Below are 20016 nucleotides of genomic sequence, written 5' to 3' on the forward strand. Positions count from 1 at the left end.
CGCAGGTGCGTGCGGCGGTGCGGGCGTTTCCGTCAACAGTTGTCGGCCGGGCCGCGCGCGCTCCACCGGCCCGGGCCGGGAAGAATGGCACGGTTTCGCCGCGATAACCGCAATTTAGCCCCTCCTGCCCATTGCCAGTCAGGCGCCGCTCGTTCAGCCTCCGTCTTGGTATAACGGGGGGATGAAGTGATGCTGGTCGTTGCAGCGTTGATGTCGGCGGCGCTGGTCCAAGATGCGGACGCTCCACCGCCGCCGCAGAACACCGCTCCCGCACCTTCCGTCGAGCAACGGATCGCCGAGGCAGCGCGGCTTGGCCAGTTGATCTTTGTGTTCGATCGCGCGGCCTGGGTCAGTTCCGACGCGCTGGTGGCCGTGCTGCAGAAGGATCAATTGTCGGACATCGGCGGCTATGTCGTCGAGCCGGCGGGGCCGCAGATGCTTCGCGTCACCTATTATCGTGGCAATGCGGCGGCGGCGCAGGCGGTCTTCGTGGCCGAGGTGAAGGGCGGCAAGGTCGTGCGCAGCACAGTGCTCGCCACGCCCGTCCCGCTCAGCGCGGAACAAGCGGTGCTCGCCCGTGCGCGCGAGGTGGCGGCGCAAACGGCTGAGGCGCGCGCGTTCACGCCATGCACGCCCGTCCCCTTCAATACCGTCGTCGTGCCACCGCGCGCGGGCGGTCCGGTTGCGGTCTATCTGCTGACGGCGCAGCAGGAGGCCGCGACCTATCCGATGGGCGGCCATTTTCGCGTCGTCATCGGTCCCGACGGCAAGGTGCTCGCGTCCCGCCCCTATACCGCCAGTTGCATGAACATGACGGCGCCCAAGCTGCCGAAGGGCGCGCAGCCGGTCGGCTTCACCGTCTCGCACCATCTCGATCCGGTGCCGACCGAGATGCATGTCGTCGCATCCTACAACCTCCGCCTGCCGGTATTTGTCGCGACCCCGGACAAGCGCCTGTGGGAGGTGAAGGGCAGCAGCATCACCCTGGCCGCCGCGCCGTGACGTGGCGCGCGCGGACGCTCAGTTGGTGGGGGACAGGTGCGCCAGGCCGGCGTGGACATGAACGTCCGCCCCGTCGTGATGCTCATGATGCTCATGCGCGTCGACGCGCAGCAGATTGATCGCGCCTGACCGCACCCCGCGTTCGGCGCGCACCTGATCGGCAAAGGCCCGAACCGCCGCGGCGGGCCCCCTCATCAGAACGCTTTCCATCGTGTGGAAATGGTCGAGCCGCACCGCGGTGGTGGCGACGATCAGGTCATGGCTCGCGTGCTGCATCTCGGCGAGCCGCTTGGCGAGCAGGCGAATGCGCCGGTCAAAGACATAGGACAGGTTGCCGACGCAGATCGCTGCGATCTCATTTTCCTGCTGCCAGCGATCGATGCCGTCGCGCACCAGATCCCGCACCGCCTCGGACCGGGTCTGGTACCCGCGCTCGGCCCGTATCGTGTCCAGGTCTGCACTGAGCTGGTCGCCGACGGAAATGGTGATGCGCTGCATGGACGTGATCCAATCACACGAGGCCGGCAAGAAGCATACGTAAAGTGCCGAATTCGCGGCCATTCAGCAATGCGTATGAAGGTTGCTCGGAAACCTCTTACTGAGGCGAGCAGCACATGGGGCAGCAGCAGATCGGCGCCGCAGGCCCGCACGGCTCGCTGCTGCCGCGGGCGCTCGCCTGGCTCGTCACCTGCGGGGCCTTTACAGCGACGGCGGCTGTGGCGCAGGAGCGACCGGCCAGCTCCGCACCTCGGGACGCCGGGGATGACACGGACGGCGATCGCGCGACGGATATCGTCGTCAAGGGCCAGCGGCTTCGCGCCAACAACGCCTTCTCCTCCACCAGCTTCGATACCAAGGCGATCAAGGACCGACGGCTGACCGAGGTGGAACAGATTTTCCGCGAAGTGCCGGGCATGAACGTGCGCGATTACAACCTGTCCGGCGTCGCCAACCAGATCGTCATCCGCGGCTTTGGCAACGGCGGGCATGGCGGCGACCTCGGCATGGTGATCGATGGCATCCCGCTCAACGAAGCCAACAGCCATGCCGACGGCTATGTCGATACCAACGTCCTCGTCCCGCTCGAGATCGGCGCGATGACGATCTATCGCGGCCCCGTCTCCGCGCTGTACGGCAATTTCAATCGCGGCGGGCTGATCGCGTTCGAAACGCGCAAGGGCGGCCGCTATTGGGAGGGCGACGTCAGCGGCGGCGGGTTCGGCACGGGCGATGCCCAGGTCGCGCTGGGCACGCCGCTGGGCAGCAAGGTTCAGCTGAACGCGGCCGCGCAAGCATTTCGGACGGACGGCTTTCGGCCGCAATCGGATGCCCACCGGATCACCGCGGCCGCCCGCCTCGCGCTTGCGCTCAGCGACCGCCTCGACCTGTCGGTGTCGGCGCGCGGGCAGCATGCCCGGGGCGACTCCCCAGGCTATCTGACGCTCGCGCAATATCGCGCCGATCCCTATGGCATCGACCCGCGGGTGCAGAACGACGGGTCCAGCAAGGACTTCGCCACGCTGCGCGCCGATCTTGCCTACACTCTTCTCCCCGACGTCAGGTTGCTGGCCTTTGCCGATACCACGCAGCAGGATTTCACCCGCTTCTTCACCCGCGGCGTGGCGGCGCCGACCGCGATCTGGCGCCAGCGTGAGGAGAGATATGACCGCTCCGTCTATGGTGTCGGCACCAGTCTGAACGGCGCCACCAACCTGTTCGATCGCCGGCTCGATTTCGTGATCGGGCTGGAGGGGTTCAGCGAGGACACGCAGTATCAATTCTATGACGATCTGAACTTCCGCCGCCGCACCGCCCCGGCGCAGTTCGACCGGACGCTGAAGCTGAACAGCGTCTCCGCCTTTACCGAGGCCAATCTGGTGATCGACCCTTTGCTCCAGCTGTCGCTCGGGCTGCGCTATGACCGGTTCACCGGCGATTGCACGGTCGATGGCCCCGAGCAGCCCGGCGGCAATTGCGGCCGCTTCCGCAACGTCGACAATCTCAGCCCCAAGGCCGGCATCCGGTCTCAGGTCACCCCCTGGCTGCAGCTGCGCACCAGCTATGCGCAAGGCTTCGCGCTGCCCGAGGCGCAGGCCAAGTTCCAGACCGGGGCGCAGGGGCTGGACCCCAATACGATCGACCAGGTGGAAGTGGGCGGCAAGCTGACCCCGACGGAGGGGCTGGAGCTGGATGCCGTCGTCTATCGCGTCGATTCCTCCGACGAATTCGCCAGCACGGCGCCGGGCGTGTTCGTCAATTTCGGCAAGACGCGCCGCCGGGGCGTGGAGGCGTCCGCGCTGTGGCGGCCGAGCGCCGCCGTCGAACTGCGCGCGGTCTATGCCCATGCCACCTCGCGTGTCCGCCAGAACCTAGACCCGCTGCTGATCGGAAAGCACGTCACCGGCGTCCCCCGCGACGCGCTGACGATCTATGCGTCCGTCCGACCATTGCCGCGGCTGCGCCTGCAAGCGACCTACCGCCACGTCGGTTCCTACGCCGCGGATGCCGCCAACACGCTCTTCTCGCCGGCCTATGATATCGTCGACGTCGGCGTCTCTTATGATCTCGACCGCTGGCTGCACGTTCCTTCCCGCGCCTATCTCAACGTCGATAACCTGTTCGACACGGTTTACGCCTCCACCTTCAACTCCCTGAGCTCGGTGGGAACCGGCGCGCCGCGTTTCGTGCGGGTGGGCGTGCAACTCGGCTTCTGAGAGGGACGCGCAGCCCGAGCCGCAGGTTTGGCTTTCCTCGCCACCGAAATCGCCCGCGCCGCGCAATCATTGTTTCGTTTAACGGATGTGAAACAAAGCCTACATCACGGCGTCATTTTCCCCCCCGACAGGCACGCGCACCGGTCGCGGTAAATCAGACAAGATCCTGACAGGGGAAATAATGCGTAAGGCTCTTTTGATGGGCGGCGCTGTTGCCGCTCTTTGTTCGTTTACGGCTGGCATTGCACAGGCGCAGGTTGCCGTTGCCAGCACCGCCGCGACCGCGGCTGCCGATGACACCGCGGGGTCGGACATCATCGTTACCGGCACGTCGCGGGCACAACGCCGCTTCGATGCGTCCTACGCCATCAACTCGCTCGACCAGGCAGCAATCGAAAAGATCGCGCCGGTCAATTTCGCCGACCTGATCGGCCAGCTGCCCGGTTTCCAGACCGAGATCACCGGCGGCGAAGTGCAGAACATCTATCGCATCCGTGGCCTGCCGAACGACGGCGGCTTCGTTTCCTTCCAGCAGGACGGCCTGCCGCTGTTCCACGAGAATGACGGCGTCTTCTTCCGCGGCGACGCGATCCTGAAGCAGGATCTGATGACTAAGCGGGTCGAAGTGGTGCGCGGCGGCCCGGCGCCGGTGTTCTCCAGCTATTCGGGCGCGATCATCAACGCGATCACCCGCGAGGGCAGCGCCACGGCCGAGGGTGGGGCGCAGATCACGCTGGGCGATACCGGCCTCTACCGTCTCGATGCCTTCCAGTCGGGACCGCTCGGCAAGGACACCTATTATGCGGTTGGCGGGTTCATCCGCCATCATGACGGCTATCGCGACAACGGCTTCCCCAATGATCGCGGCGGCCAGATCCGCGCCAACATCCGCCACGACCTCAGCAATGGCTTCGTCAAGCTGAGCGCCAATTACGTCAACGACAAGAACGTCTTCTACCTGCCGATCCCGATCGCCGACCCGCGTGACCCCTCGGTCAGCCTTGATCCGTACATCGATTATTTCACCGGCACGATGAACTCGCCGGCGTTCCGCAACGTCACCATCCCCTACCGCAACGGCCAGGGGCAGACGGAAAGCCGCACCACCGACCTGTCGGACGGCCGCCACATGCGGATGTTCAACATCGGCGCGCAATATGAGGGCGATTTCGACGGCTGGCTGCTATCCGCCAAGCTCGGCTACACCGAGGGGAAGAACCGCTTCACCGCTTTCTATTCGACCACCAATCCGGCCGATGCCGGCAGCTTCGCCGCCGATTACCTGGCGCGCGCGACCGCCGCATTCGGCCCGATCGGCTCGTTCGGCTATACGCTGGCGGGTACCAATACCGTCTATGATCCGTCGGCCGCGTCGGGCCTCGTCATGCAGGGCCAGTATCGCGACATCGCGTCCGATTTCTATTCCGCGCAGGGCAATCTGTCGGTGTCGAAGCGGTTCGAAACCGGGCTTGGCAGCCATGATCTGACGGCCGGTCTCTATGGCAGCCTCTATGGCCAGGATCGCTTCTACGCCTATCAGAATTACCTGATCGAGGTGGCGGGCACGCCGCGCACGCTGGACCTGGTCGCCTACAGCCCCACCGGCGTCGAGATCGGCCGCGTCACCGACAACGGCGTGCTGAACTATGCCGCGACGCTCAACCAGGGTGATTCCGACGCATCGATGTTCGCCATCTATGCGAACGACACGTGGGAGATCGTCCCGGGGCTGCGGCTCGATGCCGGCATCCGGCACGAACGCTATGATTATCGCGGCTGGGGCGCGCTCACCGATCAGGTCAACCTCGGCGATGGGACCACGCTGGCCGATGATGCGACGCGCGGGTTCACCGGCGTCATCCTCAACCGCAAGCTGAAGACCGAGGCGACCAACTGGACGGTCGGCGCCAATTACGATTTCAACGGCAACATCGGCGTGTACGCGCGCGCCTCGCACCTCGAAACGCCGCCCAACGTCCAGGCGGCGATGGATGTGAACCCCAACCCGGTCTACATCACCACCGTCGCCGACCAATATGAGGTCGGGCTGAAGCTCGCGAGCGGCCGTTCGTACCTGTACGCAACCGGCTTCTATTCCAACTTCGACCCGCTGAACGCCTCGTTCCTGGCCTATGACCCGACGACTGGCCGCAACGACGTGAACGTGCCCTTCATCGGCGAGGCGAAGATCCTGGGCGTCGAGCTGGACGGTGCGCTTTCGCTCACCCCATGGTTCACGCTCAATGCCTCGCTGACGGTGAGTGACCCCAAGTACAAGAACTTCGCCAGCGCGACAGGCGCCGATCCGGAGCAGGTCGAGGGCAATCAGATCGTCCGCCAGCCCAAGGTGTACGGCAACATCCGCCCGTCGTTCGACTTCACCAGCGGGGAGACGGACATCTCGATCTACGGCCGCTACACCTACATGGGGAAGCGGTTCGTCGACCTCTACAACAACACCGCGCTGCCGGCGTACGGCACGGTCGGTGCGGGCGTGACGATGGTCCGCGGGCAGTGGAAGCTGCAGGTCGTCGGCGATAATCTGTTCAACCAGAAGGGCCTGACCGAAGGCAACACCCGCACCGACGCGCTGGCCGGGCAGGGGAGCACGGAGGCGATCTATGGCCGCCCGATCTTCGGCCGCAACGTCCGCCTGGTCGTGGGGCTCAACTGGTGAGCCGCTGGCGGTTCTCCATGCAGGCGGCGGCGTTCGTCGCCGCCTGCGCGGTGCCGCTGGGCGCGGCGTCGGCTGCGGCTGGGTCTGGAGCCAGGGCTGAGCAGGCTCCGGTCGCAGACAAGGCGCTCCAGGCCTTGTCGCAGCGACTCTTTCCGCTGTTCACCGCGCTTGGCAGTGACGGCAAGGCGCTGGCCGCATTGTCGCGCCAGCCCGCGGTGGCATCGCTGATCGCTGCCCGCGCCGAGCGCGTCGCCGCGTGCCGGCAGGAGCCGGGCTGCATCGCGCAGGCATTGATGTGGCGCGAGGACGAGATCGCCGCGGTCACCGCGGCCCTGCCGGGCGGCTTGCCGGCGTTCGACGATGGGATCGCGGCGCAGGCCACCCGCGAGCTTCAGGGCGTCAACGTGATCCTCGGCACCTATGGCCTTGGCCAGGTGCCTGCCTATCCCGTGATCGACGGCGCGGGCAGCATCAGTCCGCAAGAACGGCGGGCGTGGCTGCACGCCGCGCAGTGGATGGCGCAGACGCCGCGCGCGGGCTCGTTGCAGGGCTTCGACACCTCGTTCGACTTCGCGCTGGCGCTGCTTGACGGCAGCACCCGCACCGATGCCGCGGCCTTCCTGCCGCTCGGCAGCGGGCTGAACGAGGCGGCCTTTGCGCGCGCCCGGCAGACCGACTGGCGTGCCTTCCGCTACAGCGCGCTGGTCGTCACCGGCATCGGGCCGGAGCTCGACGACATGCCGCTTAGCCCCGGCGGCAAATATCATCTGCGGCTCGCAGCGCAGCAGTTCGCGCGCGGTGACGCGGCGTTCATCATCGTCTCCGGTGGCCGCGCGCATCCGTTCAATACGCCGTTCGTCGAGGCGGTCGAAATGCGCCAGGCGCTCATCGATCGCTATGGCATTCCCGCCGACCGGATCGTGATCGAGCCGCACGCCCGGCACACCACCACCAACATGCGCAACGCCGCCCGGCTGCTGATCGCGATGGGCGCGCCGCTGACGCAGGACACGTTGGTCATCTCCAACCCGATCCAGAGCGCCGCGATCGGCAGCGCCGAATTCGTCGCCCGCAACAAGCGCGAGCTTGGCTATGCGCCCGGCATTGCCGGCGCCCGGCTCAGCCCGACCGCGATCGAATGGCGCCCCGCCGCCGCCGCGGCGCGGATCGACCCGCGCGACCCGCTCGACCCCTGAACACGGAAAAATCCTCATGCGCCATCTGCTCGCGGCCGCGCTCGGCCTCTTCGCCTTCACGTCCCAGCCCGCCCTTGCCTGGGGTGAGCGCGGCCACGCCGTCATCGATACCGCCGCGATCGCGGCGATCCCCGCCGACGGGCCCGTCTTCCTCAAGAAGCACGTTGACTATATCGCCGCCTCCGCCTCGCAACCCGACGGCTGGCGCGGCAATGCCGAGGGCTTTTCCAAGATCAGCGAGGATCCCAACCACGGCTGGTTTCGCGAACAATTCACCTTCATGAAGACGATCCCGCGCAGCCGCTACGAATTCGTCCTGGCGCTGTATGACGAGCATCTGCGCATCAAGGCCAGCGATCCGGAACGCGCCGCGCGCACCAACGTCCGCTGGACGGGCACGCTGCCCTATGCCGCGATGGAGGCCTATGACCGGATCGTGGTGTGCATGCGCCATGTGCGCCGGCTTACGGCCGAACGCCGCGACCCCACCTTTGCGGAGCAGAATTGCGCCTTCGACGTGACGCGGCTCGGCCATTATATCGGCGACGCGGCCAATCCGATGCACAATTCGATCCATTCGGATGGCTGGCGCGGCGACAATCCCGATGGCTTCACCACCGACCGCAGCGTTCATGGCCGGTTCGAAAGCCGGTTCGTCGACGCCATGGCGCTGACGCCCGCCGACATCGGCCCCCGCATCGGCGCGCCCGCGCGGCAGAGCGGCGACCTGTTCGACCATGTCCTGCGCTACGTGAACGAATCCGGCGACAAGGTCCGCGACGTCTACACGCTGGAGAAACGCAGCGGCTTTGCCGACAGCAACGATCGCGAGGTGCGCGCGCTGGTCTATGAACGCACCGCCGCCGGGGCCGCCATGCTGCGCGACATGCTCCAGCGCGCGTGGACCGAAAGCGCCCGCCCGCCCGCGCAGATCACCCCCGCGCCGCTGGACTTCTCTAACCCGGCATTCAATCCCGCGACCGGCTCCGCACCGGCAGGACCAAGGTGATGCGGTGATGCGAACAACCACCGGGCCGCCGCTCTGGATGCTCGCATCAGCAAGCGGCACGCCCACCCTGCTGCGACCGCGTTAGCTCGGCTTTCAACGGATGAAGCCGTTCTTCGTGGCTTCCTCTTAATCCTACCAAGAAGATAGGAATTAGGAGGTGCCCAATGAGGACTCAGTTCATCAACACGCCCAACCCTGCCAGCCCGCTGGCAATCACCCCTGTCGCGGGCCGCATCGGCGGCGAGGTGCACGGGATCGCGCTTTCCGCCGATCTTGCGCCCGAGACCTATGACGCCCTTCATGCGGCCCTCGCGCGGCACAAGGTGCTGTTCTTCCGTGGTCAGCACCAGCTGGACGATGCCGGGCAAGAGGCATTTGCGGCGCGCTTTGGCGATCCGGTGTCCCACCCGACCGTGCCGGTGCGGCAGGGAACGCAGCATATCCTCGACCTCGATTCCACCGACGGGCGCGCCGCGAACTCGTGGCATACCGACGTCACCTTCGTTCCGGCCTATCCGGCCGCCTCGATTCTGCGCGGCGTAACCATCCCGGAGGCGGGCGGCGACACGCAATGGGCAAACACGGCCGCTGCTTACGACGCGCTGCCGGAGCCGCTGCGCGTGCTGGCCGACACGCTCTGGGCGGTTCACTCCAACGCGTATGACTATGCGGCGCTGCGTCCCGAATCCTCGGCAGAGCGGATCCGCTACCAGCGCGAGGTGTTCGCCCGCGTCGTGCACGAAACCGAGCATCCGGTGGTACGTGTTCATCCGGTCACCGGAGAACGGACGCTGCTGCTTGGTCATTTCGTGCAGCGGTTCGTCGGCCTCGGGCAGGCCGACAGCCTGGCGCTGTTCCAGATCCTTCAGAACCATATTCTCCAGCCGGAGAATATCGTCCGCTGGCGCTGGCGCGAAGGCGACGTGGTGATCTGGGACAATCGGGCTACCCAGCACCGCGCCACGGCCGATTTCGGCCTGCAGCGCCGCACGGTCCGCCGGGTCACGATTGCCGGTGACGTTCCGGTGTCGATCGACGGCCGCCGCAGCCGCGCAATTCGGCCGGAGGCCGACGAGGCCTTGCTGGAGGCCGCAGAATGACCGCGGCCGCCGGCCGCAGCCCGCTCGACTTCCTCTGGTTCCTGCCCTCAGCCGGGGACCAGAGGTATCTGGCCTCTACCGATGGCGCGCGCGCGGCGACGCCGGGCTATCTGAAACAGGTGGCAATCGCCGCAGACCAGCTCGGCTTCTCCGGCGCGCTGATGCCCACCGGATCGCATTGCGCCGATGCGTGGATCACGGCCGCGAGCCTCGCGCCGGTGACCGAGCGGCTGCGGTTGTTGGTTGCGCTGCGGCCGGGGCTCACGCTGCCGGCGGAGTCGGTTCGGCAGGCGGTGGCGCTGGATCGCATCAGCGACGGGCGGCTTCTGCTCAACGTCGTCACCGGCGGCAGCAGCGAGTTGCTGGCGAGGGACGGGATCTTCCTCGATCACCGCGAGCGATACGAACAGACGGCCGAGTTCCTCGATATCTTCCGCGCCCTGGGCCGCGGTGAGACGGTGACGCGCGAGGGGAAGTACCTGTCGATCCGCAAGGGCCGGCTGGAATTCCCGTTCGTGCAGAAGCCGCATGCGCCGATCTGGTTCGGGGGTTCCTCCGACATCGCGCGGGAGATCGCGGCCGAGCATGTCGACGTTTATCTGGCGTGGGGCGAGCCGCCTGCCCAACTGAAGGACGTGATCGACGACGTGCGCGCCCGGGCGGCGGCGCGTGGGCGCACCATCCGCTTCGGCGTCCGGCTGCACTTCATCGTGCGCGAGACGGAAGCCGAGGCATGGGACGCGGCGAACGACCTCATCCGCCATGTCACCGACGATGATATCGCCCGCTTTCAGGCGGCGCTGGCGCGCACTGAGTCGGTAGGCCAAGTCCGGATGCGGGATCTTCACAAGGGCAATCGCGCGGATCTGGAGGTCAGCCCGAACCTGTGGGCCGGCATCGGGCTGGTGCGGACGGGTGCCGGCACCGCGCTGGTGGGCGACCCCGCAACGATCGCCGAGCGGCTGGAGGAATATGCCGCGATCGGCATCGATACCGTGATCGGTTCGGACTATCCGCATCTCGAGGAGGCCTATCGGGTGGCCGAGCTCCTGTTCCCGCATCTCAATCTGGTAAACGGCCCGAAGGCGCAGGAAGCGGCGCCGCAATTACCCTTCACCACATTGCGGCAGGCCGCGGCGAGCTGAGCAATTGCTCCCCTCCGCCGCAGGGAGGAGGGGCGCGTTGCCGCCTTATTGCTCCAGCAGTCGTTCCAGTATCTCACCCTCGATCAGTGCCAGCCCCGTATCGCCATGGCGACGCGGCCGGCCCGCCGGGATGGCCCGATCGAGCGTGATCCGCCCGCCTTCCATGATCACCACGCGATTGCCCAGCGTCACTGCTTCGGTCACATCATGCGTCACCAGCAGCGCGGTGAAGCCCTGGTTCAGCCAGACCCGTTCGATCAGCCGCTGCATTTCGATCCGCGTCAACGCATCAAGTGCGCCGAGCGGCTCATCCAGCAAGAGGAGCCGTGGCCGGCTGACGAGCGCGCGGGCCAGCGCGATGCGCTGGCGTTGGCCACCTGACAGGCGCGAGGGCCATTCGCCCGCCTTTTCGGTCAGGCCGACAAGCGCGAGCGCCTCGACCGCCTGCTCGCGCTTTTGGGCCGGTGTGCCCTCAGCGCCCACCACGACATTGTCGAGCACGCTGGCCCAGGGCAGCAGTCGCGGTTCCTGAAAGACGACGCGGGTGCGATCGCGATCGGTGTCGATCGCGCCGCCATCGGGTTGCTCCAGCCCGGTGATCGCGCGCAGCAGCGTGCTCTTGCCGCAGCCGGACCGGCCCACGATCGAGACGAAGTCGCCAGCCGCGACATCCAGGTCGAGCGCGTCGATCACGCGATTGCTGCCGAACGCAATGCCGAGGCCGCGGATCGTGATCGTCGCGCCGCCCTGCGCGGCCGCGCGGGCAAGGGTATGGACGGTGGCTATGTCAGCGTACTCCATAAGCCGGGTTCCAGCGCAGGAAGCGCCGTTCGATCAGGCGCGTGATGCTGTCGGCGAGCTTGCCGAGGCAGGCATAGACCAGGATCGCGAGGACGATCACGTCGGTCTGGCTGAACTCGCGGGCCTGGTTCGCCATGTAGCCGATGCCCGAATTGGCCGCGATCGTCTCCGCAACGATCAGCGTCAGCCACATGATGCCCAGCGCGAAGCGCAGGCCGACCAGGATCGACGGCAGCGCGCCGGGCAGGATCACGCGGCGAAACAGGGTCATGCGCCGCATCCCGTACACCCGCCCCATCTCGATCAACCCCGGGTCAACGGAGGTCACACCGTGGTAGGTGTTGAGATAGATGGGAAAGAACACGCCCCACCCGACCAGCAGGATCTTCGCCCCTTCGTCGATCCCGAACCAGAGGATGACGAGCGGGATCAGCGCGAGGTGCGGAATGGTCCGCACCGCCTGCAACGTCGGATCCAGCAGGCGGCGGAGCCCCGGCGACAATGCGGTGGCAAGGCCAAGCGCGAGGGCGATCGTGCCGCCCGCCAGGAGACCAACCAGCGCGCGTGCCGCGCTGACGCCCAGGTTGGCGATCAGCGTGCCGTCGCGGATCAGCTCACCCCCGACATCGATCACTGCGGTGGGGGCGGGGAGGATCGTCGCCGGCAACGCACCGGTCGTCGAGGCGAGCTGCCAGGTGGCGAGCAGCAGCACCGGCAGGAACGCGGGGGTCCAGCGTGTGCGGGCGAGCCATGAGCCCGCTGGTGCCGGGGAAGTGGTGCGTGACGGTCCAGGCGGGCTCGCAGGGGCATCGGCACGTGTCAGTATGGGGGCGAGACTGGCCATGATCGTCTCCTCAGCTTTTCGGGGTCCAGCCGGTCCAGGCGATGGCGCCGGCGTCCAGCTTGCGGTTCAGCACGCCCGCCTCCGTCAGATAATCGGCGACACGCTGCTGGTTGGCGATGTCGACCGGCGTGACCGGATCGACGACAAAGGCCGCCCCGCTGTAGCGCGCCAGCATCTTCTGCTGGACGGCGAGCGGGAGGCGGGTCGCGGCGGCGGACAGCTTGCTCACCGCGTCCAGGTTCGCCCGCGCCCAGGCAGCTTCGCCTCTCAGCGCGTCGAGTGTGGCGGTGATCGCTTCCGGCCGTTCCTTCACTATCGCGCCGCGGGCGATGTAGAAGACGGTGGAGGCAAGGCCGGCCCGGTCGATCGGGACCTCGCGTGCGCCATGCCGCTCCTCGGCGAGCCCGCGGTAGGGATCCCAAGTGATCCAGGCATCGATCGACCCGTTGCTGAACGCGGTCATTGCGTCGCCCGGCGCCAGGTACACCGGCGTCACGTCCTTCAGCGTCAGCCCGTGTTTCTTCAGCGCGATGACCGCGCTGAGCTCGCTGGCCGAGCCCTTGGTGAAGGCGAGGCGCTTGCCCTTGAGGTCAGCGGCGGTGCGCACCGGCGACCGGCGTGGCACGATCAGTCCGCCGGTGATCGCGCTGGGGAAGCTGTGCGTCGCGACATAGACGATGTCCGATCCCGACGCCTGCGCATAGGCGACCGGCGTATCGCCCACCGCGCCGATATCGACCGAGCCTGCGCGCATCGCCTCGATCAGGGGCGGGCCGGAGGGGAATTCTACCCATCGTACCGGCGCAATGCCCTGTGCCGCGAGCGTCTTCTCTACCGCGCCACGCTCCTTCGCGACGAACAGCACGCCGCCCTTCTGGACACCGATGGTCAGGCCCTTGCCTGTGCCTGTGCTGTCACCCGTGCCGCAGGCGGCGAGCATCAGCGCCAGCGTGCCGGCCAGCACTGCACGGCGCCTCATTCCGCCGCCTCCGCCAGCGCGGCCGCTCTTCGGGCGGGGTGCTCCGGAAAGGGCAGGCCCAGGTTCTCCCGCAGCGTCGTTCCTTCATAATCGGTGCGGAAGCGGCCGCGGCGGCGCAATTCGGGCAGCACCTCGGCGATGAAGTCATCCAAATGGTCCGGCAGGTGCGGCGGCATCACGTTGAAGCCGTCCGCCCCATGGCCATCGAACCAGGATTCAAGCTGGTCGGCGATCTGCCCGGCATCGCCGAAGATCGTCCAATGGCCGCGCGCGCCGGTGACACGCAGGTGAAGCTCGCGGGCGGTAAGGTCCTCCCGCCGCGCCATGTCCAGAAGCAGCGCCGGGCGGCTCTTGCGCCCGTCGACCTGCACCCACTCGGGAAGCGGCTGGTTCTCGTCATGCTCCAGCAGGCGATCGTCCTCGAACAGCCGGGCGAGGAACCGTTTGCCGATCTCGGGATGGACGAGGGCCTGGAGCTCCTCGTACTTCTCGCGCGCGTGGCGCTCGCTGTCGCCTACAACAGCCATGACACCGGGCATGATCTTCAGCGTCTCGGGCCGCCGCCCGTGGCGCGCCATCCGGCCCTTCACATCGGCGTAGAAGTCTGCGGCGGAGGCGAGCGTCTGATGCGCGGTGAACACCACTTCGGCAGTCGCGGCCGCAAGCTCGCGCCCCGGTTCGGACGAGCCCGCCTGGACCACGACGGGGTGCCCTTGCGGCGACCGCGGCACGTTGAGCGGCCCGGCCACCGAAAGATGCGCGCCCTTGTGGCCGAGGATGTGGAGCTTCGACGGATCGGCGAAGAGGCCGCTGTCGCGATCGCGCGGGAAGGCATCATCCTCCCAGCTTTCCCACAAACCCTTTACCACCGCGGCGAATTCGGCGGCGCGGGCGTAGCGAACCTCCGGTTCGGGATGCTGCTCCAGCCCGAAATTCTGCGCCTCGCCTGCCGCGGCGGACGTGACGAGGTTCCACGCCGCCCGGCCGCCGCTGACAGTGTCGAGCGAGGCGAACAGGCGAGCGAGGAGGAACGGCGGATAGTAGGTCGTGGTCGCCGTCGCGACGAGGCCGATGCGCTGCGTCCGAGCCGCAATCGCGCTCAGCAGCGTGATCGGCTCGAACCCGGCGACGCCCGCCATGCGTGCGATGCTTTCCGGATCGTCCCGATCGACGAAGCCGCCCTGGCTGTCGGCCAGGAACATCATGTCGAATTTCGCCGCCTCGGCCTTTTGCGCGAGCGAGACGTAATGCTCGATGTCGACGCCTGCATCCTTGGCGGCGCGCGGGTGCCGCCACGCGGCGACATGGTGGCCCGTTGCCATCAGGAAAGCGCCCAGGCGGATCGTGTCGGTGCGTTTGGTCATGGTTGTTCTCCTGGTCAGAGACGGTGACGCAAGGTGAGGCCGAAGGTGCGCGGATCGCCGGGCTGGCCGTAGAAGACGGCGCCGTTCTCGCTGATGCCCTTTGAGTAGAAATACAGCTTGTTCAGCAGGTTGCGGGACCACAGCGACGCTTCCCAGCGGCCGTCCTTGCCGCGCACGCCGAGCCGCGCGTTGAGGAGGCCAAAGCCCTCCACCAGTGAGAAGCGGCTGAGGTTGTACGTCGTGTAGAAGGACGAACGGTACGCATAGTCCGCGCCGACGAAGCCGGTGACGGTGTCGCTCAGCGCCGCGTCATAGCTGGCGCCTGCCGACCAGGCCCAGCGCGGCGCCGCGGGCAGGCGGCGGCCGGACAGGTCGCACACCGTGGGTTGCCCCGGCGCCCGTATCTCGAACGGGCATTGCGCGTTGGAATAGCGGCGGTATTCGGCCGGGTTCCAGGTGCCGCTGGCATAGAGCGACAGACCCGCGACAGGACGCGCCCGCACATCGCCCTCGATGCCATAGGATCTGACATCGCCGACGTTGGCGATATATGCGCGGGGCGGCACCACGCTCGCGTCGACGATCGTCGACTGATAGTTGGAGACGTCGGTCAGGAACGCCGAGAAATTGGCCGTGAGGCGCCGGTCGAACCATTCGCTCTTCAGGCCGACCTCGTAATTGTCGACCTTCTCCGGCGAGACCACTGCGAGATCCAGCAGCGGCGCACCGTCCGGAGATAGCGGCAGGGTGGCGAAGTTCAGCCCGCCTGATTTCTGCCCGCGCGCATAGGTGACATAGACCAGCGCGTCCTCGCCCAACTTGCCCGACAGGCTCGCAGTGCCGGAAAGGTCGCCCCAGCTGCGATCGAGATCGTAGCGCGCGTAAATGGGCGTGTAGGCGTTGCGCAGCGCGATCTGCGCCGGGGTCAAGGTCGCAAGCGGTGACCCGCCGCCGCGCACCTGCTCGTAGAAGCCGTATTTGCGCTCATGCGTGTACCGCAGGCCGACCGTCAGATCGACCGCGTCGGTCAGGTGCCGCACACCCTGGCCGAACGCCGCAACGCTTGTCGTCTTTGGCTCCGAGGACGCGTAAGTGTAGGTGCCTTCCAACGTGGCGCGGCGTTGTGCCGGCGTCAGGCCGGCGGTGCCCGGCGCAATGAGAAATTCGCCCGCGTCGCGGCCATATTCGTTGATGAACCAACCGGGAATTTTCTGGTGGAAGGCATAGAGCCCCACCACCCAGTCGAGCGTTCGCCGGCCGCTGGAGGCAAGACGAAATTCCTGGCTGAACTGCCGCTGGCGGTCGTACTGATTACCCTCCAGCGATATGTTGAGGGCCGAATAATCAGGGTCGTTGCGCGGCGTCCAGTTCCAGAAGCGCGCCGCGGAGACAGAGGTCAGCGTAGCCCCGCCGAAATCATATTCCGCGTTCACCTGCACGCCGCCCTGTTCCATGCGGATCGGGCCCAGCCAGTCGCTGTCGGTGATGCGATCCTTGGGGTCGGCGAGCGGCGGGGTGTAGCCGAACTGCGCGATCCGCTGGGCATAGTTGAAGGCGATCGGCGCGCCATTGTCATAAGCGGCGAGCGATCCGAGGAGCACCGGAACGCAGCAATTCTGCTCCTGCCGGGCATAATCGCCGATGATGCGCACGGTCAGCGCTTCAGTCGGCGTGAACAACAATTGCCCGCGCACGGTATAGTTCTGAAAATCGTGGACGCGGCGATCCTGGAAGATGTTGCGCAGGAAGCCGTCGCGCTTCGTCGCTTCAAACGACAGGCGCCCGGCGACGTTCGTCGCGACCGGTCCGGAAAGCGATCCGCGCGCCTGGAACAGCCCGTAATTGCCGACCGAAACGTCCCCTGATGCCTCCGGAGTGAAGCTGGGCCGCTTGGTGGTGACGACGATTGCGCCCGCCGTGGTGTTACGGCCGAACAGGGTGCCTTGCGGCCCGCGCAGGATCTCGACCCTGTCGAGGTCCACCAGGTCGAAGCCAGACTGGCCGACGCGCGCATAATAAACGTCGTCGACGTAGAAGCCGACGCCGAGGTCCAGCCCGTTGTTCGCCGTGGCGACGTTCGATCCAAGGCCGCGGATGTTGACCGTCACGTTGCGCGGGTTCGAGGTATAGACCGTCAGGCTCGGCACCTCCTGATAGATCTGCTGGAGGTGATAGGCGCCTTTCTGCTCCAGCGCCTCGCCGCCCAGCACGCTGATGGCGAGCGGCACGTCCTGGACGCTCTCCGCGCGGCGCCGCGCGGTGACGAGAATGTCGGAACCACTGTCGGCAGAGACAGCGGATGGGGTTGTGGTTGCGGGGTCGTTGCCCGGGGCGGCCGCCTCCGCCGCGGGTCGAAGAGTGTCCGGGGCGGTGGCGGTATGAATGGAGGGCGCAGAAATGCTGCCTGCGCTGGCCAGCAGCCAGGCAGTGAGAGGCAGGGGCATCGCGATATGGTCCCTTTATCGATCTTTAATCGGCGCGCGCGCTCGTTGCCCGCCAGTCATGCTGGCGAGTGGGCGGACGCTGACGATGAATGCGTGAAGCGGCCTAGCGCGGCGGGTCGACCATGCTCGTTCTCCCGAGATGCGGGGACACGCGCCGTGTCGCCAGTCGACACGCCGGGTGCGCTTTAGCCGTTGGTGACGCGGAGCAAGCTGATCCCATCAAACGCCGCGGGCCGCAGTCGGGCGGCCTCCGTTGAATCCATACTGAACCAGTAGGAATTAACGGCAAGATAGCTTTGGTTCACCGGTCGAGAGATCTGCTTCGCGCTACGCCGGCGGTCGGCGTCGCGCCGCAGCGTCGCTCTGCCACGGCCTGACGGCGGGAAGTCCCCGCTTACGGCAGGGGTGATCCCCTCCCATACCCCCCGGGCACGTGACAGACTGCCCGGATCGCTTGGCCAAGCACTGCTGCCGACTGCCCGATATAGACAAAGATCAATATAGAATATCAGCAGGCGTCGTTATCGAGCGCGTTGCATGATTACGCATAGTTACTGGATGCCTGCGGCGATCGTATTAACAGGTGTTGGTCTTCAGGAACCGGGAAAAGCGCCGCGAATTCCTGCAACATGCCCGTTTATACTTTCCATCTATGTTCGGGCGCAACAAGTCGCCCGATCAAGACATCGCGCTCTGAATTTCCCGATCGTCTCTCGGCCCTGGCCGAGGCAAACCGGATCGGGTTCGCCATGGTCCGCTCACGGGTTGGGCGTGAGGCATGTCAGCTGCGCTCCCGGCTTGATGTTCGCGACGAAAGCAACCTGCCGGTGGCGCGCTTGCTGCTGGCCGATCTCCTCCAGCGGATCACGTGAAGGCGCTTCATGACCAAAAACCTTCGGGACCTGGACTTCACGGTCCCGGCGCCCTGCGACATTGCCTATCCCGCTCCCATCCGTTTGTACGTGGATGCGCAAGATGTGTTGCGCGGAATCCTGCAGGTACGCCAGGTCATACCTGTCAGGTCCGGCGGGCCTCTGACGCTTCTGTTTCCAGAGTGGCTGCCGGGATATCATGCGCCGCGAGCATCGATTGCGCTGTTCGCTGCCCTGCGCATCGAGGCGGGTGAGAAGGAGCTGCCTTGGCGGCGGCACCCGGTTCAGGTTCACGCCTTTCAGGTGGAGGTGCCCGCCGAGGCGGAGCAGATCGTGGTGTCTTTTCACTTCCTGACACCAACCGATTCTTCGCAGGGCCGCGTGGTGGTCGGCAAGGAAATCCTGACCATTCAGTGGAACAGCGTGCTTCTGTACCCGGCCGGCTATTACGCGCGCCAGATCGAATTTCATGCCTTTTTGACCGTGCCGGCGGGTTGGCAGCATTCATGTGCAATCGCCGCTGTCGACCGGCAGGATGATACCATCCGTTTCGAGCCCGTAAGCCTCGACGTGCTGGTCGATTCACCGGTATTTGCCGGCCGGTACGCCGCCCGCGTCCCGCTGGATGACCAGGAGAAGGTTCATCTGAGCATCTTTGCCGACAAGGCAGAACTGATCGACATCTCCGAGAAGAAGATCGCGCCCCATCGGGCTGTTGTGGAACAGGCGGGGAAGCTGTTCGGGCCCGCTCCCTTCGACCGTTTCGAGATGCTCCTGGGGCTCAGCAGCGAGCTTGGCCGTATAGGGGTCGAGCATCACCGCTCCTTCGAGGCCGTTACCGTTCCCGACTATTTCACCGATTGGGAAGGGTGCTTCTCTCTGCGCGAGACCGTGCCGCATGAGTTCATCCATGCGTGGAACGGCAAGTTCCGGCGCGGCGCTGACAGCTGGACGCCCAGTTTCGACACGCCGATCCGGAACAGCCTGATGTGGGTCTATGAGGGGCAGACCCAATATTGGGACCGGGTATTATGCGCGCGTTCCGGGCTGTGGACCGCAGACCAGACGCTGCAGGCGATCGCTGTCACCGCAGCGACGCACCAAGTGCGGGCTGGCAGTAGATGGCGGCCCATCAGCGACACCACGCGAGACCCGATCATCGCCGCCCGCGCGCCGCTGCCCTGGCCAAGCTGGCAGCGAAGCGAAGACTATTATTCCGAAGGATCGCTCGTCTGGCTCGACATCGATACGCGCATCCGCATGCTTTCGGGTGACACGCGCTCGCTCGACGATTTCGCCAGATCCTTCTTTGCGGCGGATCAGCAAGGACCTGCGCAGACGCTGACGTACACCCTGGACGATGTGATCGCCGCCCTGACCGATCTCGCCCCCTTCGACTGGGGCGAGTTCCTGCGAGAGCGGATTGACGGAAAGCACACCGGCGCGCCGCTCGAAGGCATTGAGCGAGCGGGCTATCAGCTGGTCTTCCGGAACGATCCAGGCGAGTTTTGGACCAACACCGAGAAACTGGCAGGCAACCTCAACCTGATGTTCTCGCTTGGCCTGACCGTGGACCATGACGGCAAGGTGGAAAAGGTCCTTTGGGAAGGCCCCGCCTTTGAAGCGGCGATCACTGCGGGCACGAAAATCCTGGAAGCGGGTGAGCGGCCCTTCTCGGTGGAGGCGCTGCGGGCGGCGGTTCAGGAGGCAGGGCGATCGAACGGCAGGGTGCGGCTTCGCGTGACGTCGGGGGCTTGCGAAAGGGAGGTCGAGGTCCACTACCCCGGGGGCCTGCGATATCCGCACCTCACGCCGCTCGAGGGTGCCAGACCGCGCCTGCTGGAGATCCTTTCCCCGCGCGTCTAGTCC

General features: G+C 66.4%; 14 protein-coding genes. 8 read left to right on the top strand and 6 right to left on the bottom strand.

Translation table 11 applies throughout. The annotated features are described in order from the left end of the window. Positions 1-189: 189 nt before the first annotated feature. Entirely contained in the window at positions 190-1002 is an 813-nt protein-coding gene (locus CA236_RS15320; protein ID WP_125946239.1) for a hypothetical protein, read from the top strand. Positions 1003-1020: 18 nt separating this feature from the next. Here the strand turns inward: CA236_RS15320 and nikR are convergent, their stop codons facing one another. Continuing rightward, complete coding sequence (gene nikR / locus CA236_RS15325) at positions 1021-1500, bottom strand: nickel-responsive transcriptional regulator NikR (protein WP_046407725.1); 480 nt, start codon at positions 1498-1500, stop codon at positions 1021-1023. Positions 1501-1616: 116 nt separating this feature from the next. Between nikR and CA236_RS15330 the strand changes: the two genes are divergently transcribed. From CA236_RS15330 to ssuD, 6 genes are all read left to right on the top strand, one after another. Then, positions 1617-3716: a TonB-dependent receptor gene (locus CA236_RS15330; RefSeq protein ID WP_125946240.1), complete on the top strand. Its 2100-nt coding sequence runs from the start codon at positions 1617-1619 to the stop codon at positions 3714-3716. A gap of 178 nt (positions 3717-3894) precedes the next feature. After that, entirely contained in the window at positions 3895-6393 is a 2499-nt protein-coding gene (locus tag CA236_RS15335; RefSeq protein ID WP_125946241.1) for a TonB-dependent receptor, read from the top strand. After that, positions 6390-7589: a YdcF family protein gene (locus CA236_RS15340; RefSeq protein WP_241212698.1), complete on the top strand. Its 1200-nt coding sequence runs from the start codon at positions 6390-6392 to the stop codon at positions 7587-7589. Before CA236_RS15335 ends, CA236_RS15340 begins: the two co-directional genes overlap by 4 nt. Before the next feature lie 16 nt (positions 7590-7605). Continuing rightward, positions 7606-8598, top strand: coding sequence for a nuclease (locus CA236_RS18960; RefSeq protein WP_206430597.1), 993 nt, complete (start codon positions 7606-7608; stop codon positions 8596-8598). 164 nt (positions 8599-8762) lie between these two features. Continuing rightward, on the top strand, positions 8763-9698 hold the full coding sequence (locus CA236_RS15350; protein ID WP_125946242.1) for a TauD/TfdA family dioxygenase: 936 nt from the start codon (positions 8763-8765) through the stop codon (positions 9696-9698). Continuing rightward, positions 9695-10843: an FMNH2-dependent alkanesulfonate monooxygenase gene (gene ssuD / locus CA236_RS15355; protein WP_125946243.1), complete on the top strand. Its 1149-nt coding sequence runs from the start codon at positions 9695-9697 to the stop codon at positions 10841-10843. Before CA236_RS15350 ends, ssuD begins: the two co-directional genes overlap by 4 nt. 45 nt (positions 10844-10888) lie before the next feature. Here the strand turns inward: ssuD and CA236_RS15360 are convergent, their stop codons facing one another. The 5 genes from CA236_RS15360 to CA236_RS15380 are packed head-to-tail and all read right to left on the bottom strand — an operon-like array spanning position 10889 to position 17275. Then, the gene (locus CA236_RS15360) at positions 10889-11644 is read right to left on the bottom strand and encodes an ATP-binding cassette domain-containing protein (RefSeq protein WP_125946244.1); all 756 of its coding nucleotides are present in this window, start codon (positions 11642-11644) and stop codon (positions 10889-10891) included. Next, entirely contained in the window at positions 11631-12488 is an 858-nt protein-coding gene (locus CA236_RS15365) for an ABC transporter permease subunit (protein ID WP_125946245.1), read from the bottom strand. The genes CA236_RS15360 and CA236_RS15365 overlap by 14 nt, the downstream gene beginning before the upstream one ends. A 10-nt stretch (positions 12489-12498) precedes the next feature. Further along, entirely contained in the window at positions 12499-13467 is a 969-nt protein-coding gene (locus CA236_RS15370) for an aliphatic sulfonate ABC transporter substrate-binding protein (RefSeq protein WP_125946246.1), read from the bottom strand. After that, positions 13464-14831 (bottom strand): LLM class flavin-dependent oxidoreductase, encoded by a 1368-nt coding sequence (locus CA236_RS15375; RefSeq protein WP_125946247.1) that lies wholly within the window; start codon positions 14829-14831, stop codon positions 13464-13466. Before CA236_RS15375 ends, CA236_RS15370 begins: the two co-directional genes overlap by 4 nt. A gap of 14 nt (positions 14832-14845) precedes the next feature. Continuing rightward, the gene (locus tag CA236_RS15380; protein ID WP_125946248.1) at positions 14846-17275 is read right to left on the bottom strand and encodes a TonB-dependent receptor; all 2430 of its coding nucleotides are present in this window, start codon (positions 17273-17275) and stop codon (positions 14846-14848) included. A gap of 881 nt (positions 17276-18156) precedes the next feature. On the opposite strand from CA236_RS15380, the gene CA236_RS15385 reads away from it, so the two are divergent. Then, the gene (locus tag CA236_RS15385) at positions 18157-20013 is read left to right on the top strand and encodes a M61 family metallopeptidase (RefSeq protein ID WP_125946249.1); all 1857 of its coding nucleotides are present in this window, start codon (positions 18157-18159) and stop codon (positions 20011-20013) included. Positions 20014-20016 lie beyond the last annotated feature (3 nt).

Source organism: Sphingomonas sp. ABOLG, assembly GCF_003950435.1.
GTDB lineage: Bacteria > Pseudomonadota > Alphaproteobacteria > Sphingomonadales > Sphingomonadaceae > Sphingomonas > Sphingomonas panaciterrae.